The sequence below is a fragment of the Chroococcidiopsis sp. [FACHB-1243] genome (assembly GCF_014696895.1).
GTDB lineage: Bacteria > Cyanobacteriota > Cyanobacteriia > Cyanobacteriales > Chroococcidiopsidaceae > Chroococcidiopsis.
Genome location: NZ_JACJQX010000051.1, coordinates 1 through 23,218 on the forward strand (window position 1 = coordinate 1; position 23,218 = coordinate 23,218).

Annotated in this window: 23 protein-coding genes; 9 read left to right on the plus strand and 14 right to left on the minus strand. The window is 45.8% G+C overall.

Features of this window, described 5'->3' with window-relative positions; translation table 11 throughout:
- Nucleotides 1-130: 130 nt before the first annotated feature.
- Nucleotides 131-610 carry an NINE protein gene (locus H6G17_RS27415; RefSeq protein ID WP_192161729.1) on the minus strand — a complete coding sequence of 160 codons (480 nt, stop codon included), beginning with the start codon at nucleotides 608-610 and terminating at the stop codon, nucleotides 131-133.
- Between the two features lie 350 nt (nucleotides 611-960).
- Between H6G17_RS27415 and acsF the strand changes: the two genes are divergently transcribed.
- Together acsF and H6G17_RS27425 are read left to right on the plus strand one after the other, a co-directional pair.
- On the plus strand, nucleotides 961-2,037 hold the full coding sequence (gene acsF / locus H6G17_RS27420; RefSeq protein WP_192161730.1) for a magnesium-protoporphyrin IX monomethyl ester (oxidative) cyclase: 1,077 nt from the start codon (nucleotides 961-963) through the stop codon (nucleotides 2,035-2,037).
- Between the two features lie 57 nt (nucleotides 2,038-2,094).
- Complete coding sequence (locus tag H6G17_RS27425) at nucleotides 2,095-2,940, plus strand: hypothetical protein (RefSeq protein WP_192161731.1); 846 nt, start codon at nucleotides 2,095-2,097, stop codon at nucleotides 2,938-2,940.
- 201 nt (nucleotides 2,941-3,141) lie between these two features.
- Here H6G17_RS27425 and H6G17_RS34315 read toward each other — a convergent pair whose 3' ends face one another.
- Nucleotides 3,142-3,264 (minus strand): hypothetical protein, encoded by a 123-nt coding sequence (locus tag H6G17_RS34315; protein ID WP_277876097.1) that lies wholly within the window; start codon nucleotides 3,262-3,264, stop codon nucleotides 3,142-3,144.
- Between the two features lie 49 nt (nucleotides 3,265-3,313).
- On the opposite strand from H6G17_RS34315, the gene H6G17_RS27430 reads away from it, so the two are divergent.
- Complete coding sequence (locus H6G17_RS27430; protein ID WP_192161732.1) at nucleotides 3,314-4,357, plus strand: aldo/keto reductase; 1,044 nt, start codon at nucleotides 3,314-3,316, stop codon at nucleotides 4,355-4,357.
- A gap of 245 nt (nucleotides 4,358-4,602) precedes the next feature.
- Nucleotides 4,603-6,114, plus strand: coding sequence for a tyrosinase family protein (locus H6G17_RS27435; protein WP_192161733.1), 1,512 nt, complete (start codon nucleotides 4,603-4,605; stop codon nucleotides 6,112-6,114).
- 9 nt (nucleotides 6,115-6,123) lie between these two features.
- On the opposite strand, the gene H6G17_RS27440 is transcribed toward H6G17_RS27435, so the two are convergent.
- From H6G17_RS27440 to H6G17_RS27455, 4 genes are all read right to left on the minus strand, one after another.
- Entirely contained in the window at nucleotides 6,124-6,585 is a 462-nt protein-coding gene (locus H6G17_RS27440) for a hypothetical protein (RefSeq protein ID WP_192161734.1), read from the minus strand.
- Nucleotides 6,563-7,756, minus strand: coding sequence for a sulfite exporter TauE/SafE family protein (locus H6G17_RS27445; protein WP_192161735.1), 1,194 nt, complete (start codon nucleotides 7,754-7,756; stop codon nucleotides 6,563-6,565). The genes H6G17_RS27440 and H6G17_RS27445 overlap by 23 nt, the downstream gene beginning before the upstream one ends.
- 126 nt (nucleotides 7,757-7,882) lie before the next feature.
- A complete protein-coding gene (locus H6G17_RS27450; protein ID WP_192161736.1) occupies nucleotides 7,883-8,434 on the minus strand; it encodes a pentapeptide repeat-containing protein in 552 nt (183 codons plus the stop codon).
- Nucleotides 8,435-9,357: 923 nt separating this feature from the next.
- Nucleotides 9,358-9,840: a hypothetical protein gene (locus tag H6G17_RS27455; protein WP_192161737.1), complete on the minus strand. Its 483-nt coding sequence runs from the start codon at nucleotides 9,838-9,840 to the stop codon at nucleotides 9,358-9,360.
- A gap of 21 nt (nucleotides 9,841-9,861) precedes the next feature.
- Here H6G17_RS27455 and H6G17_RS27460 point away from each other — a divergent pair, with 21 nt between their 5' ends.
- The gene (locus H6G17_RS27460) at nucleotides 9,862-10,041 is read left to right on the plus strand and encodes a hypothetical protein (RefSeq protein WP_192161738.1); all 180 of its coding nucleotides are present in this window, start codon (nucleotides 9,862-9,864) and stop codon (nucleotides 10,039-10,041) included.
- On the opposite strand, the gene H6G17_RS27465 is transcribed toward H6G17_RS27460, so the two are convergent.
- The 8 genes from H6G17_RS27465 to dnaK all read right to left on the minus strand — a co-directional run bounded on the left by H6G17_RS27465 (nucleotide 10,024) and on the right by dnaK (nucleotide 17,640).
- Nucleotides 10,024-11,235 (minus strand): aspartate aminotransferase, encoded by a 1,212-nt coding sequence (locus tag H6G17_RS27465; protein WP_192161739.1) that lies wholly within the window; start codon nucleotides 11,233-11,235, stop codon nucleotides 10,024-10,026. The two genes, H6G17_RS27460 and H6G17_RS27465, sit on opposite strands and share 18 nt — an antisense overlap.
- On the minus strand, nucleotides 11,232-12,371 hold the full coding sequence (locus H6G17_RS27470) for an iron-containing alcohol dehydrogenase family protein (protein WP_192161740.1): 1,140 nt from the start codon (nucleotides 12,369-12,371) through the stop codon (nucleotides 11,232-11,234). The genes H6G17_RS27465 and H6G17_RS27470 overlap by 4 nt, the downstream gene beginning before the upstream one ends.
- Before the next feature lie 121 nt (nucleotides 12,372-12,492).
- Nucleotides 12,493-13,029 carry a Ycf51 family protein gene (locus tag H6G17_RS27475; protein ID WP_192161741.1) on the minus strand — a complete coding sequence of 179 codons (537 nt, stop codon included), beginning with the start codon at nucleotides 13,027-13,029 and terminating at the stop codon, nucleotides 12,493-12,495.
- Nucleotides 13,030-13,053: 24 nt separating this feature from the next.
- Entirely contained in the window at nucleotides 13,054-13,530 is a 477-nt protein-coding gene (sufU, locus tag H6G17_RS27480; RefSeq protein ID WP_192161742.1) for a Fe-S cluster assembly sulfur transfer protein SufU, read from the minus strand.
- A gap of 20 nt (nucleotides 13,531-13,550) precedes the next feature.
- Nucleotides 13,551-14,168 (minus strand): ACP phosphodiesterase, encoded by a 618-nt coding sequence (locus tag H6G17_RS27485; RefSeq protein WP_192161743.1) that lies wholly within the window; start codon nucleotides 14,166-14,168, stop codon nucleotides 13,551-13,553.
- Nucleotides 14,165-14,464 (minus strand): HNH endonuclease, encoded by a 300-nt coding sequence (locus H6G17_RS27490; protein WP_192161744.1) that lies wholly within the window; start codon nucleotides 14,462-14,464, stop codon nucleotides 14,165-14,167. The genes H6G17_RS27485 and H6G17_RS27490 overlap by 4 nt, the downstream gene beginning before the upstream one ends.
- Nucleotides 14,465-14,479: 15 nt before the next feature.
- Nucleotides 14,480-15,469 carry a DnaJ C-terminal domain-containing protein gene (locus H6G17_RS27495; protein ID WP_192161745.1) on the minus strand — a complete coding sequence of 330 codons (990 nt, stop codon included), beginning with the start codon at nucleotides 15,467-15,469 and terminating at the stop codon, nucleotides 14,480-14,482.
- Nucleotides 15,470-15,585: 116 nt separating this feature from the next.
- Complete coding sequence (dnaK, locus tag H6G17_RS27500; protein WP_192161746.1) at nucleotides 15,586-17,640, minus strand: molecular chaperone DnaK; 2,055 nt, start codon at nucleotides 17,638-17,640, stop codon at nucleotides 15,586-15,588.
- 69 nt (nucleotides 17,641-17,709) lie between these two features.
- Between dnaK and H6G17_RS27505 the strand changes: the two genes are divergently transcribed.
- The 4 genes from H6G17_RS27505 to H6G17_RS27520 all read left to right on the plus strand — a co-directional run bounded on the left by H6G17_RS27505 (nucleotide 17,710) and on the right by H6G17_RS27520 (nucleotide 23,178).
- Nucleotides 17,710-18,012 carry a hypothetical protein gene (locus tag H6G17_RS27505; RefSeq protein WP_192161747.1) on the plus strand — a complete coding sequence of 101 codons (303 nt, stop codon included), beginning with the start codon at nucleotides 17,710-17,712 and terminating at the stop codon, nucleotides 18,010-18,012.
- A gap of 416 nt (nucleotides 18,013-18,428) precedes the next feature.
- A complete protein-coding gene (locus H6G17_RS27510; protein WP_192161748.1) occupies nucleotides 18,429-19,736 on the plus strand; it encodes an efflux RND transporter periplasmic adaptor subunit in 1,308 nt (435 codons plus the stop codon).
- A gap of 15 nt (nucleotides 19,737-19,751) precedes the next feature.
- Nucleotides 19,752-19,940 (plus strand): hypothetical protein, encoded by a 189-nt coding sequence (locus tag H6G17_RS27515; RefSeq protein WP_192161749.1) that lies wholly within the window; start codon nucleotides 19,752-19,754, stop codon nucleotides 19,938-19,940.
- Complete coding sequence (locus H6G17_RS27520) at nucleotides 19,915-23,178, plus strand: efflux RND transporter permease subunit (RefSeq protein ID WP_192161750.1); 3,264 nt, start codon at nucleotides 19,915-19,917, stop codon at nucleotides 23,176-23,178. Before H6G17_RS27515 ends, H6G17_RS27520 begins: the two co-directional genes overlap by 26 nt.
- Nucleotides 23,179-23,218 lie beyond the last annotated feature (40 nt).

Here is a 23,218-nt window from a genome sequence, read left to right on the forward strand (position 1 = left end):
GTGTATTTAAAAGCACTTTATCTCTACGACCTTTACCCATCAGCTTACCCCCATTTTCCGCCTGTCTTATTGCACTATTTTAGCCTTGCCACACCACTACAGTTTTTGCATTTTATGCAAATGCAAATCGCTACGATGACAATTCCAGGAATTTATAAACAACCACTCCGGTCGCAGGATGGTTGTCAACTCCCACATAACCAGACTTAACCATCTCTTTTAAAGTTGCTTCTACCTGAGCAAAACTAGCACCAGTATCCATCACGCCTTGAGTCACGGACAATTTACCACCGTGCGCCGCCGCAACTTTAAGCAATTTCACCATCAATTGCTCTTTCGGATTTACTTGGATTGTCTGGGTAGCAACTACCGGGTCTGATAGCGGTACGCCAACAGCAGATAAGCCCATTTTGGCTCTTAGCTTAGCGTTGTAATCGTCTACCATATCGGGAATTAGAAATAAATCGATCAATTGTCCGACACCAAATAAACCAAAGGTAAACAGCCACAACAAACCCGTGGCTATTTTGCCGTTATAGAAGCGATGCAATCCGTAAACTTGAAGCAAACAACCCAACCACAGAATATAAGAACTACTAGTTTTATTCATAAGTTGTGTGGATAACCAGGGAGCGTATCTTCTATGTTAGAGATTGGGAATGGGTAGTTGGTAGTTGTTAATTATTGGTGAGTGGATGGTGGATAGTGGCGCTTTGGCTAGAATCGCTTTCTTGCCTTCCTTGTCCCCCTTGTCCCCCTTGTCTCCCGACTTCTAATACATAAATCAGTCTATTTTGCCCAAAGAATGACGAATTTGTAAAAAAAATTGATGGGGTGTAGTAACTCTTAATGTGGTAAAGCGGCGCGATCGCCCTGAACCCTTGGTAGACTGAATTTTAGATAATAAATTGCGCTCTATCTTTTGTTACAGAGATAAGAACCCCACAAGAGCAAAACGACATGGTAGATTCCCTGAAAAAGCCGAGCTTTGAAGAAATACGTCCTGGAGTAAAAGCTCCAGCCAAGGAAACCATTCTCACGCCTCGGTTTTACACCACAGACTTCGATGAAATGGCGCGGATGGATATTTCCGTCAACGAAGATGAGTTGAGAGCAATACTCGAAGAGTTTCGTACTGACTACAATCGCCATCACTTCGTCCGAGATGAAGAATTTGACCAGTCTTGGGATCGCATTGATGGGGAAACTCGCCAATTATTTGTTGAGTTTTTAGAGCGTTCTTGTACGGCAGAGTTTTCCGGTTTCTTGCTGTACAAAGAACTCAGCCGCCGCTTGAAGGGGAAAAACCCTGTATTAGCAGAGTGTTTCGCCCTCATGTCGCGAGATGAAGCCCGTCACGCAGGTTTCCTAAATAAAGCGATGTCTGATTTTGACTTGTCGCTCGATTTAGGATTCTTAACCAAGAACCACACGTATACTTTCTTCAAACCGAAGTTTATCTTCTACGCCACTTATCTTTCGGAAAAAATCGGTTACTGGCGCTACATCACAATTTACCGTCATCTCCAGGCGCATCCTGAAGATCGGATTTATCCAATTTTCCGCTTCTTTGAAAACTGGTGTCAGGACGAAAACCGTCACGGAGATTTCTTTGATGCCATTATGCGGGCGCAACCGCAAATGTTAAATGACTGGAAAGCGCGGTTATGGTGTCGTTTCTTCCTGCTGTCGGTGTTTGCCACAATGTATCTTAACGATATTCAGCGGGCTAAATTCTATGCTTCCATCGGCTTGAATGCGCGAGATTACGATGTCTACGTGATTGAGAAGACGAACGAAACCGCAGGACGGGTATTTCCGGTGATGCTGGATGTAGAGAATCCAGAGTTTTACCAACGCTTAGATGTTTGCGTGAAGAATAATGAAAAATTAACGGCGATCGCTAGCTCTAATACGCCGAAGTTTTTACAATTCTTCCAGAAATTACCGTTCTACATTTCTAACGGTTGGCATTTATTGCGGTTGTACCTGATGAAGCCAATTGACATTGCTCCGTCGCACGGAATGGTACGATAGCAACTTTAAGTTTTGCTCCGCTAAAGTGGTTCTGTACTATGCAGAACCACTTTTTTTGTGAAAGAATCGCCAAAATCTCAAAAGTTCGGCTTGAATCTCGGTTTGTTGAAACTACGTCACGGAAGATCCCCCCAACCCCTTTTGGCAAGGAGGGCGGGATACCCCTTTTTAAGAGGGGCTAGAGAAGAGCTGAAAAGACATATTCCCTTCTTTTTAAGGGGGGCTAGGGGGGATCTCATTGTTCTGTTCCTTCTCATCGCTACACCTGCTTGGAGTCAACCACAGCCACACAAGACACCCAGTGCAGCGGATTTAGATTTAAAACCAGAAATTATTGAAAGCAGCCCTGTTCTACAGCGCTGGATGCGTAAAGTACCGAACGTGCTAGAAGATATCCATCGCGATCCGAGTTTTCGTCCCCGTCTGCGGCTAGGATATTCTTTATTTCCTTCTACAGATAATGCTAGTGGCTGGAATGTTGGTGTAGAGGATTTATTTATTGGTGAAAGTGGTTTGACGATTAGTGGAGATTATCAAGCAACTTTCGATCGCCAGCGCGAGGCTTACGGTGTAGACTTACGGTATTACGTGCGCTCTTTGGGAAAGTACATCAATTTTGCTCCGATAATCGGTTATCGACACATAGAAACAGGCAATTATTCCACTAATGGTATAAATGTAGGGGCAAGGCTGCTCTTGGTATTATCTCGCGGTGGTGCGGCAGATATTGCTCTATCTCAAAGTTGGGTGTCTCCTGGTACGGATGATGAAGTGGGATTGACAACACTCTCTTTTGGCTATGCTGTCACTCGCGATTTGCGGTTGTCTACAGATTTACAAAGGCAAAATTCGCGTCAAGAAAAAGATAGTCGGCTAGGAATTGTGTTGGAATGGATGTTGTGAGATTTTGGTATGGTGCCGCAATCGCATTGCTTACCTGCTACAACCACTGGCTACAATAGCGAAGCGATCGACCTTTGATGCTCTGCCGGACGGCTATCTTGTCTGTTACCGAGCATAACATCTATCCAAAGATAGATCGTTATGAATATTGCCTAGCTTAAGATATATCTAGCTATTCCGCTAGTTCATGTCTTAACAAGACTAAATCGTTCTAACAGCCCGCATTAAGCGGGTTTTTTCATGTTTATTTTCCGATCGCGCTGCTCCCAAATCCGTGCAGCAGGCAGATGAACTGTATGCTGTTGGAAAGAATGAGGCAATCACAAATCAGACTTGTACTAAAGTATCATATTTGCATTGATGGAGAGTATCTATGCGCTACAAACTATTAGGTAACAGTGGATTGCGCGTTTCCGAACTCTGCCTGGGGACGATGACTTTTGGTGAAGATTGGGGGTGGGGAGGTTCCTACGAGGAAAGCCGCAAAATGTTCGATGCCTTCGCTGCTGCGGGTGGTAACTTTCTCGATACGGCTAATCTTTATACCAACGGTACGAGTGAAAAGTATGTTGGTGAGTTTGTTGCAGGCGATCGCGATAAATGGGTGATTGCAACAAAAAATAGTTTAAACACGGGTAATGGCGAGATTAATGCAGGTGGCAACCATCGCAAGAATATGGTGCAAGCCGTGGAAGCCAGTTTGCAGCGATTAAAGGTGGAATATATCGATTTACTATGGTTGCACGCTTGGGACTTCACCACACCTGTAGAAGAAGTGATGCGCTCGTTTGACGATCTGGTACGCATGGGTAAGGTGCTGTATATCGGTGTTTCCGATACTCCAGCGTGGATTATCTCGCAAGCAAATACCCTAGCAAATCTGCGCGGCTGGACACCGTTTATTGGATTGCAAATTGAATATTCTTTGAAAGAAAGGACACCCGAACGAGACTTATTACCAATGGCACAAGCGCTTGGTATTGGCGTGACAGCTTGGAGTCCCCTCGGTGCTGGCGTATTGACGGGTAAATATAATCGTCCAGCAGAGGAGACGGACGAACCAGGAAGACTGAGCAATCCAAATGCATCCCAAATTAGCGATCGCGATCTAGAAATTGCAGCAGAGGTGACTAAAATAGCCACAGAAATTGATAAAGCACCTTCACAAGTTGCACTCAACTGGATACGGCAACAACCAGGCGGAATTATTCCCATTATTGGCTCCCGTAAACTGAAACAGTTTGAAGAAAATTTAGCTTGTTTGGAATTTGAACTAAATGCCGAACAAATGCAGCGCTTAAATGATGTGAGTGCAATTCAACTCGGTTTTCCTCACGATTTTCTCAAAAGTCCGATGGTTCAAGATTTTGCCTTTGGTGGAGCGTTGGCTAAGATCGATCGCGATCGCTTTTTCTAGTTTTTAGCCGACCGAAAAATTAGATTGCTAACAGAAATACTGAGTAGCTAAATATATACGATAAGTTCGTGATACACGGACTTTTTTTATGTGGAATTGTTGTCAAAGATTGAGTTAATAAATATGAAGTATTTCCATAAAGACCCGATCGAAACTTGTATTAAAACATCGTTTAACTGCTGCGAACTCAGCTGAGTTTTGCAACACAACTATTAATTATTAAGTTTTACGCATGAGGGAAATTTATGAGTTACGAGCTTTCCCGTCGTCAAGTTTTAAAACTAGCTGGATTCTTATCTGCTGGAACTGCTGCTGTCGGAAGCGTTCCCATCGTGAGTCGGTTTTTCGCCGATCGCGCTAATGCCCAGACTGGTACGGTCTACATTCGCGAGAATATATATACATTTATCCAGTCGCCACAGAAAGTTGAGGCTCTCAGGAGAGGTATTCAGGTGATGAAATCTCGCCCTGATACGAACCCGACCAGTTGGATTTACCAAGCCAATATGCATGGCATTCCCAGCGGTGAGACACGCAGATTAACAGCATGGAGGACATGCCAGCATGGAACCTTCTATTTCTTCCCCTGGCATCGCATGTACCTATATTATTTCGAGCGTATTCTCAGGCAAGCATCCGGCGATCTGAATCTGGCACTTCCGTACTGGAACTATTCAGATTCCGTCGAACAGCGCGTTTTACCCTCACCGTTTCGCATCCCCGCCAATTCTACAAACCCCCTCTATAGCGATCGCGGCAGCAGCATTAATGTTAACCAGGGCGATCCATTGCCAGAAGCCGATGTCAGATATGCAGATGCTTTTCAACGGACAAACTTTTTCCATACATCAGATGGCGGGCGCAGCTTTGGCGGACGCAGGGTAACTGAGGCAAATGCAAATACTCACCGTGCTAATGGTTATGGGGACTTAGAACGAAGACCGCATAACGGCATCCATTCACGTATAGGTGGCTTAATGGGAAGCGTACCTACTGCTGCCCGCGATCCGATTTTTTGGTTGCATCATGCGAACATCGATCGCCTGTGGGAGCGCTGGTTGCGACTGGGAGGTGGACGAGCAAATGCGACAACAAACAGCGATTGGATGAACGATGTTTTTACCTTCTTTGATGAAAACGGCACTCAGGTACAGTTGCGCGGTAGGGATGTTCTCGATACTGCGGGTCAACTAAACTATTTGTATGACGATCCTTTATCAAGGAGAAACAGATCTGTAACGCCATCGTCGCAGAGTATAGATACGAGTACTCAACAAACAGATACAAGCACTCAGCAACAAATAGCTATGTCGGCTAACGATCGGCAATTAACAATTGTCCTCAGTGATGCTCCCCTCACTCTGTCTGCTCCAGCTCAAGATCTCGTGAGGACGAGAGCATTAACGGCAGAATCTGCATTGACTCTCAACATTACAGGAGTCGAGTACAACCCAGATAATCCTATTCCCTACGACATTTACATCAATTTACCTGAAGGAGTTGCACCAGACCCTTATGGTCCCTACTATGCTGGGATTCTGTCACTATTTTCTTTGCCCCAAAGAGGCACTTTCCGCCTTGATATTACTTCTACGGTGAGGCAACTACAAAGGCGTAGTCTCATGACGGGAGATTTTATCTCTGTTACTTTTGTGCCACCTTATAGAGAATTACAGCAGGATCGCTCTACCCAAGATCGCCAAGCTCAATTACAAGGGGCAGTCCGCTTTAGTGGAGTGACTCTGACTAGAGAGTAATCGGGGTTGCTATCGCGCTCTAGCGGCAACGGTGACATCAAAATTGAGTTCAAACGGTTTGAAATTAGCTCCGGCTTTAGGAGTCCCTTTCAATTCCACCTGATAAGCACCGGGTTTGGGAAAAATAATTTCCGCGCCAGGAATGCCTTGATATTTCTCGGCTGTCACGGCTTTGAGTGACGGTTGTAATAGTGGTGCAGCATTTTTCTGGCGCGGTTCGGCATAAACTGCTAGTTGGCAATTACACTGCTGAAGGGGAATTGTTTGTCCGCCTTTACGTGTGAGTGCGATCCAAGCGAGTGTTGCTTTTCCTGCTTGGGGATTGTCGTTAGGTTCGAGGTGAATTGTACCACCAACATCGCCGGAGATTTCTACTTTATGGGCGATCGCCTCAGTCGCGATCGCTCCTGTTGCTAGTACGCTGAGTAATAACCATTGAATGTACTTACTAAGATTTTTTGGCTGAAACATAGTATTTTTCTATATGGAAAATTGACCAAAACCAACGCGATCGCACGAGCAATACTCCAATAGTGGCAACTCCCAAGAGACTTGCATATAGCTGACTGCTTTCACTCACGCTACCTAAATAGTGAGAACCAATTAGCACCGCATGAGCTGAACTCAAAATTGTGGCGGGAATTCCTAATAAATGAATTTGTCGCCAGCGCGTACCTAAGAATTTTTGGGCGCGATCGCAACTCGTAATTGCTGCCGGAGTCATCAAGATAATGGCAACAAATCCCAAGATTAAACTGACTTGATGGGTGGGTAATAGGAAAGCAAATGCTTCTAAATTCCAGTCCAACGTATGCGCCATCATGTGAGTTGTATGCGCCAAAGCGAGTAGGAAGGCTCCCACGCCTAAGACGCGGCGATAGTGTAAGGGTGCAGCCCACAAACGGCTGATGGGACGGGCAATCAGAGCTAGCATTAAGCAGAATAGGGATGCATGACCTGTATAATCAGTCATCGTATCCCCAGTTCGTAGTAGGGTAATTGCTCCGATCGCTACTGTAATCCAGCCACCTAAGCGAAATAACTGACTGCGGCGATCGCGACTTAAAAAAGATGTGGAGACTCCTACCCCTAGCATCATCGGCAGAGTGCCAATGCCAAAAGCGAGCATCGTGGCTGCGCCTTGCCATAACTGTCCCGTTTCCGCCGCTTTAATTTGCGCGGCATATAAAAAGCCACAAGGCATTAAGCCCCACACTAAACCCAAGCCTGCGGGTGTCCACCATTGTGTTTTAAAAGATAGGTTGACCATACCCCGACTCAGGCGATCGTGCCATTTACCGTGCGTCAGGGGGTGTAGCAGGGGAAGGTGGAGAAATTGGGGATTAATTTGCGCTAGACCAAATAAAATGAGCATGATTCCCGTCAGTGTTGCCAGCCAGCGCCGTACTTCGCTACCGATTCCTGCCATTTGCCCGCTAGCGATCGCGATCGAACCAATTGCTCCAATTGCCGCACCGACGAGAACGTAACTAATTATCCGCCCTAAATTTAATAGAGTATGAAAATAGACTTGCTGCTGCCATTTCGGTTTGTCTTGTTGACCTGATAGAGAGAACGCCACTGTTAGGGGTCCACACATCCCGACGCAGTGTCCGAAACTTCCCAAGAAACCAAGGGACATTATCAGTAGAAGATCAAAAGTCAAAAGTTAAAAATCTAGTTTTGACTGCAATTCATTACTCTATGTAAAACTTTTGCTTCAGTCAAAAGACAAGCTGTCGTACATATGCGATCGCTCTTGCTCAATTCAACCATGAATTAATCCATCTGGCATGATTGCCCAAGCTAAATCTATTCGCTCATCTTGCAGTTGAGATTTTAGTTTTGCTCGTTTTAGGTTAGCTCCTCGCAAAATTAATCCTTCCATTTTGGCATCGACTAAATTCGCTCCGGTTAAATTTGCGCCGCTCAGGTTAGCTTGGCTTAAGTTTGCCCAACTTAAATCTGCTTGGGAGAGGTTTGCCTTAATTAACTCCACCCGTTCTAAATTGGCTCCCCGCAGCGTTGCTAAAATCAATTTGGCATCGGTCAAGTTGGCATGACGCAAATTTGTTCCAGTTAGATTTGCCCCACTTAAGTTAACTCCAGCTAAGTTTGCTTCGCTGAAGTCAACTCCTATCAGATCTGCACCACTAAAATCTGCTTCGCTCAAATTCACTTTCCACAAGTTCACGCCGCTCAAATGCACTTCGCGAAAATCTCGCTCTCCCTGGTTGTAGCGACTAACGAGTGCTGCGGCATCCATACTATCGCGGTTCGTATCCCAACCAAAAGGCGATCGCATCGACTCAAAATTCATGGGGGGTCTCCTTCTATACTTACAAAAATCTCGTCCCCGATCGCGCGACTTGGATAACAGCGTATAGGTTGCAAGTCTTGCTCTAGTGCTGTCAAGTCAACTGGATAAACGTTGCGGAGATAAACATTAAAAGTTTTTTGTTAAAGATAAATAGGCAATCTCTTTCAATCACCTTATCTCAAACTCGTAACGAATTTGAGTTAATGCTCATACTACGATTTTTGAACAACCCGAGAACAAATGTGTAAAATTTAATAGAAAAATTAAAATTCTTTATACTTCTTTACATTGTTCGAGATCTATCTATTGCTAAAGCCAATTGAGAATTCCCATAGATTTATTTGCATCAGCAGCGGCGCGATCGCTTTACCTCTTCTTATTAATTTAGCTACCAATTTAAACTTTTTACACAATAACAGCTTTTATTAGCCAATCTTTCACACTAACTTCGGTAATTCTTTCAGTCTGAAATCTAAGAAAAATCAATTATTCTATATTTGGCTCTGTGCCAGTGAAGACGATAGCAAATCTCTGAAAAATAATTATGACATTTGAAAAAGAATTAGAAGAAATTACTGCTTTAATTTTATTTAGCTGCGCGAGTCTATTTTTTGGTTTTTTATTATTTTTTATTTGGGCTTATTCTTGATTAGCAATCTCTGATTAAAATTTAGATATTAGGGTGGGCATTGCCCACCTTATTTTTTTGTAAAAAATTGAATTTTATTGAAAATCATCTCTACTCATAATATATTCTATAGGATGCCTATTTAATTTTTGAAATCTACGTAGGATGCGTTACTAACGCATCACTCTCAGTTTTTGGTGCGTTACGCGCTTGCATAACACATCCTACTCATCCTGAGATTTTTTCAATAATCAAACCGGATTCCTGTATAAACATAGCATTTGGATTAGTGGGACTAGCCAAAATAAGAAAAGACAACCAATTTAAGGCTTGGAATAACAATAATCCATGCTTCATCTTTAGTGGAGTAGTAACTTCCTTTTTTAGAAGCAGCAAGAAGGATTTGGCGTAACAGCGAGCGACTTACACTCGAACAGCCCAAACCTGGCCAAGTGCCTTCACTAGTCCATGTCTTGGGAACTGGTGTTTCTTTCCACGCTCTATAGGTGTAGTAGAGATCTTTGCTTCTTCTGGAATAGATAGCGTCGCTAAAAAAATCAATTCCTTGACGGGAAATGGCATCCGCAGTTGCATTTGCTATGCCAAATATAGCTGTGCCACAACCCTCTCGCAAACCGCTCTGACCGCTAATGTTTATGGCGTAGGTTATCTCAATTTTCGCAGGAATAAAACCACTATACCAAAAGTATTTATAAACTGACCATGCTACATGTAGAGTAATAAATATTAAAATAATAGTTTTTACAAATTTTTTCATTAGCCAAGCAAAGGAATTGTCATGTCGGAGCAAAACCTTCCGTTTCGTCTACTAGATAAAAACCAACTTAAAGAACTGTTAGAGCTTGCCAGTATAGCCGAACAAAAGATGCGAGAAAGTAGTGAAGGACTAACTGCTTTAGCAGAAAAATGGCAAGACAAAGCTAAAGATCGACCGCAGAAGTCAGGACACAGAGGGTAAACATTCTGTCGCTGAATATCTAATACCTGCTTGCTTAAACCTGCGTAAAGCTTCGCCCAAGCGATCGCATTCTAAAATTAAACTAATTCGCACGTATCCTTCACCCCCTATGCCAAAAGCATTTCCGGGGGTGAAGACAACTCCAGTTTGCTGCAAGACTGATAAGGCAAAGTCTGTAGAACCCATTCCAGGCGGGCAAGGAATCCACAAATACATTGTGGCTTTAGTTTTGGGAATGTTCCAACCGAGTTCGGCTAAACCTTGAATCAGAAAATCGCGGCGACGTAAATAACGTTCTTGGACTTGATGTAAATATTCATCTGGAAGTTGCAAAGCTGTTTCGGCAGCTGTTTGCAATGCGGCAAAAATGCCATAATCTAAATTCGTTTTTAACGTCCGCAAACCTTGGATAATGTGGCTATTTCCTACCACAAATCCCACGCGCCAACCTGCCATATTATAGGTTTTTGACATGGTGTGAAATTCTACACCGATATCTTTTGCCCCCGGTATTTCTAATAAGCTGGTAGGTTGATAACCATCAAAAGCTAATTCGGCATAACACAAGTCATGCACTAATAAAATCTCGTATTTACGGGCAAAGGCAACAATGTCTTCAAAAAATTCGCGGGGGGCTGTAGCGGCGGTGGGGTTACTGGGATAGTTAAAGTAGAGAATTTTAGCTTTTTCGGCTACTGCATCGGGAATTGCTGCTAAATCGATCAGCCAGTCATTTTCGGGTTTGAGGATGAGGCTGTAAATCTCTCCGCCTGCAATAACGGGACCGCGAAAATGGACGGGATAAGAGGGTGAGGGGACTAGTACGACATCACCAGGGTTAATATAGGCGATCGCTAAGTGTCCCAATCCTTCTTTAGAACCAAGTAGCGGTAAGGCTTCGCTATCGGGATCGAGATTCACACCATAACGACGATGATACCAGTTTGTAATCGCCTGTCGAAAGCTGCGCGTACCCTCAAACGGTGGATAGCCGTGGTTGGCGGGGTTTTTTAATGCGGCGATCGCTGCATCGATTACGGGCTGGGGTGCTGCTCCGTCGGGGTTTCCCATCCCCAAATCAATTAAATCGATCCCTTGTTCTCTAGCTTTGGCTTTTAATTCATCTAACCGAGCAAATACATACTGTGGTAGCGCCCGCACGCGATCCGCCGGACTAATCCAATCCAAGCTCATTGAGCTACCTCTTCGTTGACGAGATTTGTAGTGATGGGGTTGATGGGATTGCTGATAGCCGGAGCTGTAGTAGAAACCATCGCCGCCATCAATTGTTCTGTCACAACTTTAAAGGGTAGCCGATGAATGTCAGATTTGGGATTTAAAGCGATTTCTGCCGCTTGTTTGAGTTGGGTAATCGTAATATTTTCCAGTCCCAAGTCTGCAAGAGTTTGGGGTAGTCCGATTTCGGTATAAAACTTAAGTAGCTGTTGTCTTGCGGTAGCTGCCAGTTGATTGCCCTGTACCATTTCTTCTAACCGCAACTGGACTAAGATGCCGTAGCTAACTTTTTCGCCGTGGATGCTGCTGTGAATCGGCAGGTGAGTTAAACCATTATGGACGGCGTGAGCGGCAACAGTACGACATTGTGCGCCCCCTAAGCCACCAATGACTCCTGCAAGTAAGACTGTAGCATCGACTACTTCCCGCCAAACTTCACTACCTGGTGCTTGTAAAGCAGCTGCGGATTTTTGAAATAAAATATCGCGCAATACTCTCGCTTGTTGCACGGCAGCAATAATTAAAGTTTGCTCCGAGTGTCCGCTACTCACAGAGGCTTCGTACCACTTGGCGATCGCATCTCCAATTCCAGCGACTAAAGTATGTCTGGGAGCAGTTTGCACCAAATCGTAATCTAGAATGAGTAAATTAGGGCAATTGGGCAGACTGACATCATACAAAAATGCTCCGTCTTCCGAATAAACGTTAGAAAGAGCTGTCCAAGCCGCACAGGTAGCCGCCGAAGTCGGAATCGTGACGACAGGTAACTCGCCGCACTGATACGCCAATAATTTCGCTGCATCTAAGGCTTTACCACCACCAACACCAATAATCAGATCGGCTTTGTGTGCTGCTACCGCTTGCTTTAACGCCGCTAAACTCGCCTCGCTACAATCTCTACCGTAGCTTGCCTGGGTAAATTTCAATTTTTGCGCTTCCAATACAGGCTTTAAGCGAGATTGGACGGCAACAAGAGAGCGATCGCCTCCTACAATCAGAGGACGATGACCTAAACGCGCGATCGCGCTTCCAGCTTGTTCTAAAGCTTGCGGGGCGCGGATTACCTGTGCTGGGGCTACGGACAGACAAAGCATCTTACTAATATTTGGTGGTTGAATATATAGTATAAGCGAGGGGTAGTGGGTAATTGGTAGTGGGTAATTGGTAGTTGGTAGTTGCTCTCTCTACCCCCCTGCTCTTCTGCTCTCTCGGTTCTCATAGCCCAACTCCCGACTCCCGACTTTCCCCTGGCAGTTGAGCTAAACTATCGGGATCGATCTTAATTTCCATTGCATTGTCAGTGCGGCTGGAGAGCGATCGCTCGATTTGTCCCAAGTAGAGGGGTTTGGTAACTCCTGGTTCTGGATGCAGATTTGTCCTGATTCTAATCGTCAGTTTATCGTCCTGTCTGCCTAAGCGACCGTAGGAGAATAAATCGCTGGCGGCTTGTTGCATTGTTGCTTCTAGCGCTTCGCTTTCAATCGTAGGAGGTACGGCAATTACGGTTTGCGTCCCGCCGTTGTCGAATACTAAAGAGTAACGGACTGCGCCTGGGATAACCGTGCGGGTAAATGGTACTAACCCAAGGGCAAACAATCCGCCTGTAAGTACGCCTAAAAAGCCAGTGATCCCGACGAGGCGAAATCTAATTCCCCATTTAAGCAGAAAACCCAGGACGGTTATCGCCGCTAAAGCTAGGGTGGTGATTCCTACCCACCCAGAAGCATTGAGAAAATCAGTTGTAGTTGGCATTGTGAAATCAAATTGTGAGATCGATTACTCGTTTTCGTTACTGATAGATCCTTCAGGCACTTGCTCGTTGGTTGACTCCAAGGCAGCTTTGAGGGTATGCCAGGTGAGATTAGCACATTTGATCCGTACGGGAAACTGAGCGACTCCCGCCATCACGTTGAGTTTGCGCTGTTCTTTGGGAAACTCGTCTTCCCCTTTCATCATCCGTTGAAAGCGCTGCACCATCTCTAATGCGACGCTGACAGGCTTACCGCGCAAAACATCTGCCATTAAGTCAGCCGATGCCATCGCGATCGCGCAACCTTCACCATCAAATTTTACATCTGCGATCGTATCGCCCGCTTCATTCAGTTGCACCGTTAATTCAATCGTATCTCCACAAGAAGGATTATGTCCCCGTTGATACCGATGCACGGGATCGGTTTTTCCTTTGTGGCGAGGTTTTTTATAGTGTTCTAGAATTACCTGCTGGTACAGGTCGCGGACATTACCCAAAGTCATAATTGCGTTTGCGATCGGGTTTATTTACCTACTTCCATCCTATCAGGGTATTTCAGGTGCGATCGGGTCGTTTTGACGTACCCTATCAATTCGGGAAAAAAGGATTGAAAACTGCGATCTAATTCCTGATAATGAGCTGTTAATTCTTCAATACCACTAGCTAAAATCTCTCCTTGCCTGTTCACGCGATGAGCCATCCGGTTGAGCGTCACCTCTATTCCACTAATATATTGATATTTATTTAACCAATCTTGTTGAATCATTTGTGGTAATGCACGTTGGAGGCGATCGGGTAGAATCGATTGATTTTGTGATAGGATTACATATACTTTCTGGCTAAAATCATCAAGCGTCACTAAACTATAATTCTGCCAATGTCGAGCGAGAAAATGATCGTAAAATACATCTAATAAAATTCCGGCAAATTTTCTTCGCGATGCAGAAACTAGTTGTTTAGCTTCTTTTACTATTGGGTGCGAATCTGTGTATGCATCGACTTTTCGATGTAATTCTATTCCTTGCTGAATTGCGATCGAATATCGTTCTTTACTTATTCCTTGAAGAAAATCACCTAAAAGATTACCTATCATTGATTCTGGGCGATCGTCGGCTAAAAATAGATGCGCCAAATAGTTCATTTTTCGGTCTTGCTTTGTTTGACAATTTTATCGATTTTGCCTTGGATAACTTGACTTTCAGCACTGATTTCTTCAGATGGAATCTGCCACAATTTAGTAATTAACCAGTCAGGGACGGGACTAATTACCATATGACATTTACCACACAAGGTAATTAAATTTGCCAGATCGTTTGTCCCGCCTTGACTTCTAGGCAGAATGTGATGCACTTGTCCGCTATGTTCTTTCTCGCAGACTTGGCACTGGCGGTTATCTCGCTGCAATACTTCTTGTCTAATTTCTCGCCATTCTGACATACATTACATATATCTCTAAATTGGTAAGTCAGCGCGGGGATTGAAGGTTTCGATTTGACGAATTTTCTCGTATAAATCTCGTTCTTCAGGACTAATATTTCTGGGAACAACTATTTGAATCTCAACAATTTGATCGCCTCGTTCGCCATCAGGATCGGGATAGCCTTTCTTTGCCAGTCGCAACCTTTGCCCAGCGCGCACGCCTGGAGGTAAATTCATTTGTACCAAACCATCCAAAGTTGGTACTTCTACCGCACCACCTAAAATTGCCTCGACAGGAGTAATTGGTAACACAATCGCAATATCGTTACCTTCTAATTTGAAAAATGGATGAGGGGGAACGGTTATTTTCAAATAAAGATCGCCGCCGCCAATTCCTTGTTCTCGCAGGCGGACGATTTGCCCAGTATACATCCCAGGTGGCATATTAACTTCGAGCGATCGCCCGTCTTCTTGGAGGCGAACGCGCTCCAATCCGCCTTCATATGCCCGTTCTAAAGGTATAGTTAACTTAGCCTCAATATCGCGCCGCGTAGTACGGGGATTAACTGTATAAGCTGCTTTAGTCGTCCCAGGACGAAACGGATCGCGGGGTGCTGTTGTCACTGGTTCGTCGTCGGCTGTTGCAGTCCTGGCTTGTTTGCGCCGTCCTAAGACTTGATCGACAAAATTATTAAAGTCGGGAAATGCGCCATAATCGACTTTATTACCATTACCGCGACTATCGCCAGTTTTGGCGCGGGAAGTTTGCTTGCTCCAGAAACCAGGCTGATTCCAATACTTAGTATATTGGTCGTATTCTGCCCGTCGAGTTGAGTCAGAAAGGACTTCGTAAGCTTCGCCAATTGCCTTAAATTTTTCCTCTGCCTCTTTATTTCCTGGGTTTAAGTCAGGATGATACTGTCTGGCTAAGCGCCGGAAAACCTTTTTAATCTCCTCGTTGCTTGTCTCTCTGGAGACTCCCAACACTTCATAGTAATCGCGAAAGTTACGCAAATCTTGCATAGTTTAGCTATCCGCTTGCAGCTTTTGGCTGTTAGCTTTTATAAGTTACCGTTTAATGTTTTCTTGTTTAGTTCTAGCAATCAACGTGCCAATTTAGCGAATTGCCAATCGCTAGATTATAGCCAATCATCGTCATCATCCCAGTTGTCTCGGTAAGTGGGACGCTTGCGGTTAGGCTTATCGCCGCCGCCATAATAAGGGGAACGATCGCGGCTGTAGTCTTCTCTACCATAGTCGTAGTAGTCGCGATCGCGATCGCGATAGCTATCTCTACGGGGTAGGTCGTAATAATCATCGTCATCGCCCGTAAAGATGCCTTTGATTGAATCCCACAAGCTTTCTTCCTCATCGTCGCCATAATACTGACGGATCTCTCGTTTTAAGTCGGAAATCGCGTCTTGTAGTTCGGCAAAAAGTTGGTCGATCCCGCGATCGTTATTTTCCTCTAAGTTTGCCCGCAGTTCGCGGACTAAACTTTCGATCCGCTGGCGCTGACTCCGCGCAAATTGCATTCCGAAATCTAACGCGACTTCCTTCAATTGTCGTTCTGCTTCAACTGTTAAAGATTCTGCCCGCGTCCGCTTTTCTACCCGTTCTTTGCGCTGACGGTCGATATCGGCATATTGTTCTGCGTCGCGAATTGCCCGTTGAATTTCTCCCTCGCTGAGGGTAGAAGCCCCTTGAACGGTGATGCTTTGTTCTCTACCTGTCGTGCGATCGAGTGCCGTTACCTGTAAAATTCCATTAGCATCGACATCCAACGACACCTGAATTTGGGGAATTCCCCTCGGTGCGGGTGGAATTCCCGTCAGTTTGAACCGTCCGAGAGATTTGTTATCGGCTGCCATTTCCCGTTCGCCCTGGACGACGTGAATTTCTACGACAGTTTGATTGTTTTCAGCAGTAGAAAAGATATCGGAACGACGCACGGGAATTGTTGTGTTGCGCGGGATCAATTTTTTCATCACGCCGCTGACACTTTCCAACCCCAACGATAAAGGCGTGACATCCAATAGCAGCACGTCTTTCATCTCGCCGCCCAAAATGCTGCCTTGAATTGCTGCCCCAACAGCCACAACTTCATCGGGATTGACATTTTGATTCGGTTCTCTGCCAATTAATGCCTCTACGAGTGCTTGTACCATTGGCATTCGCGTTCCTCCACCGACAAGGACAACCTCATCGATATCTGCGGGTCGCAGGTTAGCATCCATTAGCGCCCGTTTGACAGGGACTCGCAACCGTCCTAGCAAGTCCGTACACAAACCTTCAAATTGAGAACGGGTGAGTCTTGTTTCTAAATGCTTGGGGCCCTCATCTGTAGCAGCGATGAAAGGGAGGTTGATGTCTGTCACCGTCACGCCAGATAATTCAATTTTCGCCCGTTCTGCTGCCTCCATTAAGCGCTGTAGAGAAGAGCGATCGCGTCTTAAGTCTACCCCTTCTGTCTCTAAGAATTGCTCTGCCAGCCAATCGACAATCTTCTTGTCAAAATCATTACCACCTAGTTGTGTATCTCCACTGGTGGCTTTGACTTCAAATACACCGTCGCCCACATCTAAAACAGATACGTCAAACGTACCACCACCTAAGTCAAATACTAAAATCGTTTGGCTTTCCTGACGGTCTAAGCCATAAGCTAAGGATGCAGCAGTGGGTTCGTTTAAGATCCGCAAGACTTCTAATCCGGCAATTCTCCCCGCATCCCGCGTGGCTTGGCGTTGGGAGTCGTTGAAATAGGCGGGAACGGTAATGACTGCCTTGGTGACGGGTTCTCCTAAATATTTGCTGGCATCTTCCACCAACTTTTTTAGCACCATTGCCGAGACTTCTTCGGGAACGAATTCTTTGTTCAGTCGCGGGCAGTCGATTTTAATATTACTAGCTTCACCTTTGCGGATTGTATAAGCAACCCGCTTCGATTCGGGGCTGAGTTCGCTATAGTTGCGACCGATGAAACGCTTGACCGAGTAAAATGTATTTTTGGGGTTGAGAACGGCTTGTCGTCGCGCCATTTGTCCTACCACCACTTCCCCTTCGCGACTGACACTAACCACGGAGGGAGTAGTCCGCATTCCTTCTGCATTGGCGATCGCCACAGGTTTACCACCCTCCATCACCGCTATGACTGAGTTCGTTGTCCCTAAGTCGATGCCGACTACCTTGCCCATGCGCGATCGTTCTCCTAGTTTGTCTCAATATAATAATATGTTGAGAACTTTGGCTGGATTTATTGTATCTTGCTGGCAACAGATATAGGAGCTAGGGAGCAGGGAGTCGGGAGTCGGGAGTCGGGAGTCGGAAATGTAGGGGCGGGTTTAGCGAAGGATTCACAGCCCAGACAAAACACCCTGGTGCAGAACCCGCCCCCACCAAAGCCGGGAGTCGGGGAAGGATTCACAGCCCAGACAAAACACCCTGGTGCAGAACCCGCCCCTACCAAAGCCGGGAGTCGGGGAAGGATTCACAGCCCAGACAAAACACCCTGGTGCAAAACCCGCCCCTACCAAAGCCGGGAGTCGGGGATAGATATATTCTTTTGATTTATCCTATGTGTGGCTTGCTCTTGTTCCCCCCTTTTGAAGGGGGGCTAGGGGGGATCTGTTCGTGAAGTAGTAAGTCTTGCGATCCCCCAACTTCCGCCAAATCGGGGGTAATAGACTTATTTGTGCATTGCATGACTTCCGACTTCCAACTTCCGACTTCGCCATGACACATTTTTGTCACATCTGTTGCTTATGCTAGGTCTTTGTAGTGTTAGCAATTGGATTTGACATGTTGGCGATCGCTAGTTTTTCCTTCTTGAGAGGGAGCCAGTTTGCGAACAGGAAAAGTTTAATTAACTTAACAATCATCCGAGCTATGGCTGTAAAGAATTATAGACTCAGCCATACTCAGTCATAGAAACTAGCTCATATATTTGAATTGCCCAGCCAGAGCAAAAATTAGAATTTTTTTTATGCGAGCCTTCGATCTATTTAAAGCAATTGCGTTGAGTGCTGTTGTACTCAGCGTTACAGCAGGTTGTGGCATCTTACCAAAAGAAGCGGCTGATGCGCAATCCCAGGGTAGGGGAGCAGAACAACAGCAACCACCAGCGGTAGAAGTGGCGATCGCCCGTACCGGAAAAATTCGCACGGAACCGGAATATACAGGGACGACTCTACCACTACAAGAAGTTTCGCTCAGGGCGCAAGTAGAAGGGCGGATATTAAAACTCTTAGTCGATGTGGGCGATCGCGTCAAACAAGGTCAAGTCCTCGCCCAGCAAGACAATACTATATTGCGAACGGCGCTGAATCAAGAACAAGCAGAATTAGCAGCCCTTAAAGCAGAAGTTGCTAGAGCCAGAAATCAAGTCAGTAATGCCAAAGCCAGGGTAGAACAGGCACGGTTGGAATTTCAACAAGCACAGTCAGACTCTCAACGCCAACAACAATTGGTCGAACAGGGTGCAGTTGCCGAACAAGCAGCCGAACAAGCCCGTACTAACGCTCAAAGTGCTGGCAAAGTGTTAAGAGCTACTGAAGAAGAAGTCCGTACTGAAGAACAAGCGGTAGCAGCAGCTAGCGATCGCGTCAACGCTCAACAAGCGGCGATCGCTCAAGCCCAAGAACAATTATCCTATGCAAATATCCGTTCTCCAATAAATGGTGTAGTCACGCAAAAAGTCACGGAAGAAGGAAATTTTCTCCAAGCTAACGGTGAAGTTCTGCGTTTAGGAGACTTTCGCCGCGTCAAGGTAAATGTAGAAATCTCAGAATTAGCCTTGGCAAATCTGCGCGTCGGACAGACGGTAAGGGTGAGACTAGATGCCTTCCCTAACCAGACTTTTACGGGAAAAATCAGCCGAATTTCCCCAGCTGCCGATCGCACGGCAAGACTAGTTCCCATAGAAGTCATCATTCCCAACGACAATGGACGGATCGGCAGTGGATTGCTAGCACGGGTGAGTTTTGAAAGTAACGCCGCTTCTAGGGTGGTGGTTCCTGAGACGGCTGTTGTAGAGGATAAGGGGACAAGGGGACAAGGGGGACAAGGGGGAGAAAATTCCCGACTCCCGAATACAGCGACAGTATTTATCATAACTGGAGAAAAAGTAGCAGCGCGATCGGTGAAATTGGGAGAAAGGACAGATGGCAGAGTCGAAATTCTATCTGGGTTGCAACCAGGGGAAAGGTTTGTAGCAAAAAGTGGCAGACTGTTGAAAAACGGTGAAACCGTGCGACTGTCGGTCTTATCGGAAACACAGCAACAGGAATCGTAGGGGCGGGTTTAGCAAATGCATCATCGGCTTCAACAGTCAATCTCGGCTCAAAACCCGCCCGTACCAGGGTCAGAAATTGGAAATTGCGGCGGGTTTAGCAAATATGGTGACAGCATCAACCGTAAATCCTTGCTTAAAACCCGCCCACGCTTGAATTTGTCGATACAGAGTACAGGTAATGCAGCCGCCAACATCGGGATTTAGTATCAGCGCCATTTCGATCCGACGACACATCGCCACACTGATGTTAACTGTAGCCGCGATCGTCTTAGGTGTCTTTTTTCTAACGACACTGCAAGTCGATCTCTTACCTGCGATTACCTATCCTCGCATCGGCGTGCGGCTAGATGTTCCCGGAGTATCGCCAGAAGTTGCAGTTGACGAAATTACTCGACCGCTAGAAGAGGCTTTAGCAGCTACAGAAGGCGTAGTCCAAGTATATTCCCAGACTCGCGAAGGACAAGTCAGTATCGATCTGTTCTTTCAGCCTGGTGGGAATATCGATCAAGCCTTAAATGATGCTACGGCGGCTTTTAACCGAGGTCGAGGTGGATTGCCCGACAATTTAAATATCCAAGAACCCCGATTATTCAAGGTCGATCCTTCGCAATCGCCAATTTATGAATTTGGGTTGACCTCCCCAACACTTAAGCCTGTAGATCTGCGCGTCTTTGCCGATGAAGAACTGGGACGCGAATTAAGTGTCGTACCAGGAGTAGCAGCTGTAGACGTGTCCGGTGGCGTGCAGGAAGAAGTGAGGATTAATATCGATTTAGATCGCCTCCAAGCTGTGGGTGTGGGTTTAACTGACGTATTGGAAGAACTGACAACCCGCAACCAAGATATTGCTGGGGGTCGAATTTTGGGAGAATCCGAACCCTTGACGCGGACTCGCGGTAGATTTCAAACCTCTCAGGAAATTCGCAACTTATCCTTTGAAGCCGCTACCTTTGAGGAAAATAACTCTACACCAGGGGTATCGCGGCGCGTTTACCTGCGAGACTTTGCGGAAGTTATAGACGGGACGGAAGATCAAAGGGTTTTTGCTTTTCTCAACAAAACCCCAGCCGTCAAACTTAGCGTTCAAAAGCAACCAGAAGCCAATACGATCGCAGTGGTTGATGGAGTCAAGCGTCGGATCGAATCTCTACGGCAATCGGGTTTAATTCCCGCCGATGCAGTCATAACTCCGACTCTAGATGAGTCAGTTTTCATTCAAAACTCAATTTCTAACGTTACCAGTTCAGGGTTAATTGGTGCGGGACTCGCCGCGATCGCAGTTCTACTTTTCCTCGGTTCGCTACGTCAAACCATAATTATCGTCCTGGCTATTCCGCTAGCGACCTGCGCTGCAATTATCTTGATGGGGTTATTCGGTCTTTCCCTCAATGTCTTCAGCTTAGGCGGACTTGCCCTCGGCGTTGGCATCGTCGTCGATAACTCCATCGTTATGTTGGAGAATATTGTTGAAGGAGTGAGGAAGGATGAGATTCATGTAGGGGCGCACAGCCGTGCGCCCCTACCAAAAACCTCAATAATCGATCGCGCCGAAAGCAGCAGCCGTGAGGTAGAATCTGCCTTGGTTGCTTCTACCAGTACTAACTTGGTGGCGGTGCTGCCGTTTTTGCTCATTGGCGGTTTGTTCTCTCTCCTATTTAGAGAATTAATTTTAACTATCAGCTTTGCCGTCGCCGCGTCAATTTTGGTCGCTGTCACAGTTGTACCCATGATGACATCAAGATTAATGGGAATAAAGCGATCGAGTGGAATTGGTAAATTTTGGTTGCTGCGAGAATTTAATCGCAAATTTGAGGCTGCAACTCGTAGTTATGGCAACTTCTTAAATCGGCTGTTGCGCTGGCGATTTATTGTTGTCTTTCTGGCTTTTCTCGTCCTGGGTGGTGGTAGTGTGTGGATGGCAGGTCAAATTCCCCAAGAAATTCTGCCTCGCATTGATACCGGACAGGCTAGATTATTCGTGCAGTTTCCTCCTGGTACGGCGTTGGAAACGAACCGTAAGGTGATGAAAATTGTAGACGATATTTTACTCAAACAGCCAGAAACTGAATACATCTTTTCGACTGCGGGTGGTTTTCTGTTTGGCAATAATACCAGTGAAAATCCTCTGCGTGGCAGCAGCAATATTACTCTTAAACCAGGTACTAACGTAGAAGCGTATGTTGCTAGGGTAAGCCAGGAATTCGATCGCCTCAACTTAGTTGAAACAGTTATCCGCCTGCGACCAGGAGAGGTGCGGGGTCTGATCTTAACTAATTCTCCCGTACGAGGGGCAGAGTTGGATGTAATCCTTCAGGGGTCTGACTCAGAAGAACTAAATCGCGCCGGACAGCAAGTTCTCCAAGCTTTGGAACAGCAGGCAAAATTAGCGAGTTTTCGACCCGATGCGACTCCCAGACAACCGGAAGTCCAAATTCGTCCTGACTGGGAACGGGTAGCAGAATTTGGTTTGACAACTCAAGAAATTGGCGAAACAATTCAAACCGCGCTCGAAGGTTCAATCCCAACGCAACTACAAAGAGGCGATCGCTTAGTTGATATTCGCGTCCAATTGAATGAAACTACAATCCAGCGTCCTTCTCAACTCGCCAGCCTTCCCTTATTTATTGAAGGAAATCGGCAAATTCGTCTTGGTGATGTTGCCCAAATCGAACTCGGTCAAGCACCAGGAGAAGTACAACGAATCGACCAAAGACAAGTGTTTATCATAGCCGGAACTCTAGCAGAGGGAGCGAGTTTAGGGCAAGCGCTAGCTGAAGTTAATAACGTGATGCAAAATGTAGAATTACCGCAAGGAATCAACGTCATCCCTAGTTCGGCGGCGCAGTCCAATCAACAGTTACAAAACTCGTTAAAGCTTTTAGGAGGTTTGGCTGCTTTTCTAGTATTTGTCGTGATGGCAGTGCAATATAACTCTTTAATCGATCCTTTCGTCATCATGTTTACCGTCCCGCTAGCCCTAGCTGGAGGTATTTTTGGACTGTACGTCACCCAGACGGCTATTGGGGCGACGGTTTTGGTAGGTGCGGTGTTATTGGTCGGGATTGTGGTCAATAACGCAATTATTATGGTGGAACTAGCAAATCAAATTCGGGAACGGGAGGGTTGTTCTCGTTGGCTGGCAATTCAGCAAGCCGCGCCGCAACGCTTGCGTCCTATTTTGATGACGACAATTACGACTGTATTGGGGATGCTTCCCTTGGCTATGGGTATCGGTCAAGGTTCGGAATTTCTCCAACCTTTAGGAATTGTGGTATTTTCAGGATTAGCTTTGGCAACGTTACTGACTCTATTTATCATTCCCTGCTTCTACGTTATGCTACATGACATTGGCTGGGGTTGGGCAACGCCAATCTGGAAATCTGTTAGCGTTGTGCCAGACAAATTTTTGCATCGTAAACGTTATAAAGATAAACGCTGGTAAGCACTTTAGAGGGAGCAGGGAGCAGGGAGTAAGGGGCGGG

Excerpts from the sequence above, each read along its gene's own strand:
- H6G17_RS27415 (WP_192161729.1), bottom strand. The coding sequence starts at position 610 with ATGAATAAAACTAGTAGTTCTTATATTCTGTGGTTGGGTTGTTTGCTT.
- acsF (WP_192161730.1), top strand. The coding sequence starts at position 961 with ATGGTAGATTCCCTGAAAAAGCCGAGCTTTGAAGAAATACGTCCTGGA.
- H6G17_RS27430 (WP_192161732.1), top strand. The coding sequence starts at position 3,314 with ATGCGCTACAAACTATTAGGTAACAGTGGATTGCGCGTTTCCGAACTC.
- H6G17_RS27435 (WP_192161733.1), top strand. The coding sequence starts at position 4,603 with ATGAGTTACGAGCTTTCCCGTCGTCAAGTTTTAAAACTAGCTGGATTC.
- H6G17_RS27440 (WP_192161734.1), bottom strand. The coding sequence starts at position 6,585 with ATGTTTCAGCCAAAAAATCTTAGTAAGTACATTCAATGGTTATTACTC.
- H6G17_RS27445 (WP_192161735.1), bottom strand. The coding sequence starts at position 7,756 with ATGTCCCTTGGTTTCTTGGGAAGTTTCGGACACTGCGTCGGGATGTGT.
- H6G17_RS27450 (WP_192161736.1), bottom strand. The coding sequence starts at position 8,434 with ATGAATTTTGAGTCGATGCGATCGCCTTTTGGTTGGGATACGAACCGC.
- H6G17_RS27455 (WP_192161737.1), bottom strand. The coding sequence starts at position 9,840 with ATGAAAAAATTTGTAAAAACTATTATTTTAATATTTATTACTCTACAT.
- H6G17_RS27460 (WP_192161738.1), top strand. The coding sequence starts at position 9,862 with ATGTCGGAGCAAAACCTTCCGTTTCGTCTACTAGATAAAAACCAACTT.
- H6G17_RS27465 (WP_192161739.1), bottom strand. The coding sequence starts at position 11,235 with ATGAGCTTGGATTGGATTAGTCCGGCGGATCGCGTGCGGGCGCTACCA.
- H6G17_RS27470 (WP_192161740.1), bottom strand. The coding sequence starts at position 12,371 with ATGCTTTGTCTGTCCGTAGCCCCAGCACAGGTAATCCGCGCCCCGCAA.
- H6G17_RS27475 (WP_192161741.1), bottom strand. The coding sequence starts at position 13,029 with ATGCCAACTACAACTGATTTTCTCAATGCTTCTGGGTGGGTAGGAATC.
- sufU (WP_192161742.1), bottom strand. The coding sequence starts at position 13,530 with ATGACTTTGGGTAATGTCCGCGACCTGTACCAGCAGGTAATTCTAGAA.
- H6G17_RS27485 (WP_192161743.1), bottom strand. The coding sequence starts at position 14,168 with ATGAACTATTTGGCGCATCTATTTTTAGCCGACGATCGCCCAGAATCA.
- H6G17_RS27490 (WP_192161744.1), bottom strand. The coding sequence starts at position 14,464 with ATGTCAGAATGGCGAGAAATTAGACAAGAAGTATTGCAGCGAGATAAC.
- H6G17_RS27495 (WP_192161745.1), bottom strand. The coding sequence starts at position 15,469 with ATGCAAGATTTGCGTAACTTTCGCGATTACTATGAAGTGTTGGGAGTC.
- dnaK (WP_192161746.1), bottom strand. The coding sequence starts at position 17,640 with ATGGGCAAGGTAGTCGGCATCGACTTAGGGACAACGAACTCAGTCATA.
- H6G17_RS27510 (WP_192161748.1), top strand. The coding sequence starts at position 18,429 with ATGCGAGCCTTCGATCTATTTAAAGCAATTGCGTTGAGTGCTGTTGTA.
- H6G17_RS27515 (WP_192161749.1), top strand. The coding sequence starts at position 19,752 with ATGCATCATCGGCTTCAACAGTCAATCTCGGCTCAAAACCCGCCCGTA.
- H6G17_RS27520 (WP_192161750.1), top strand. The coding sequence starts at position 19,915 with ATGCAGCCGCCAACATCGGGATTTAGTATCAGCGCCATTTCGATCCGA.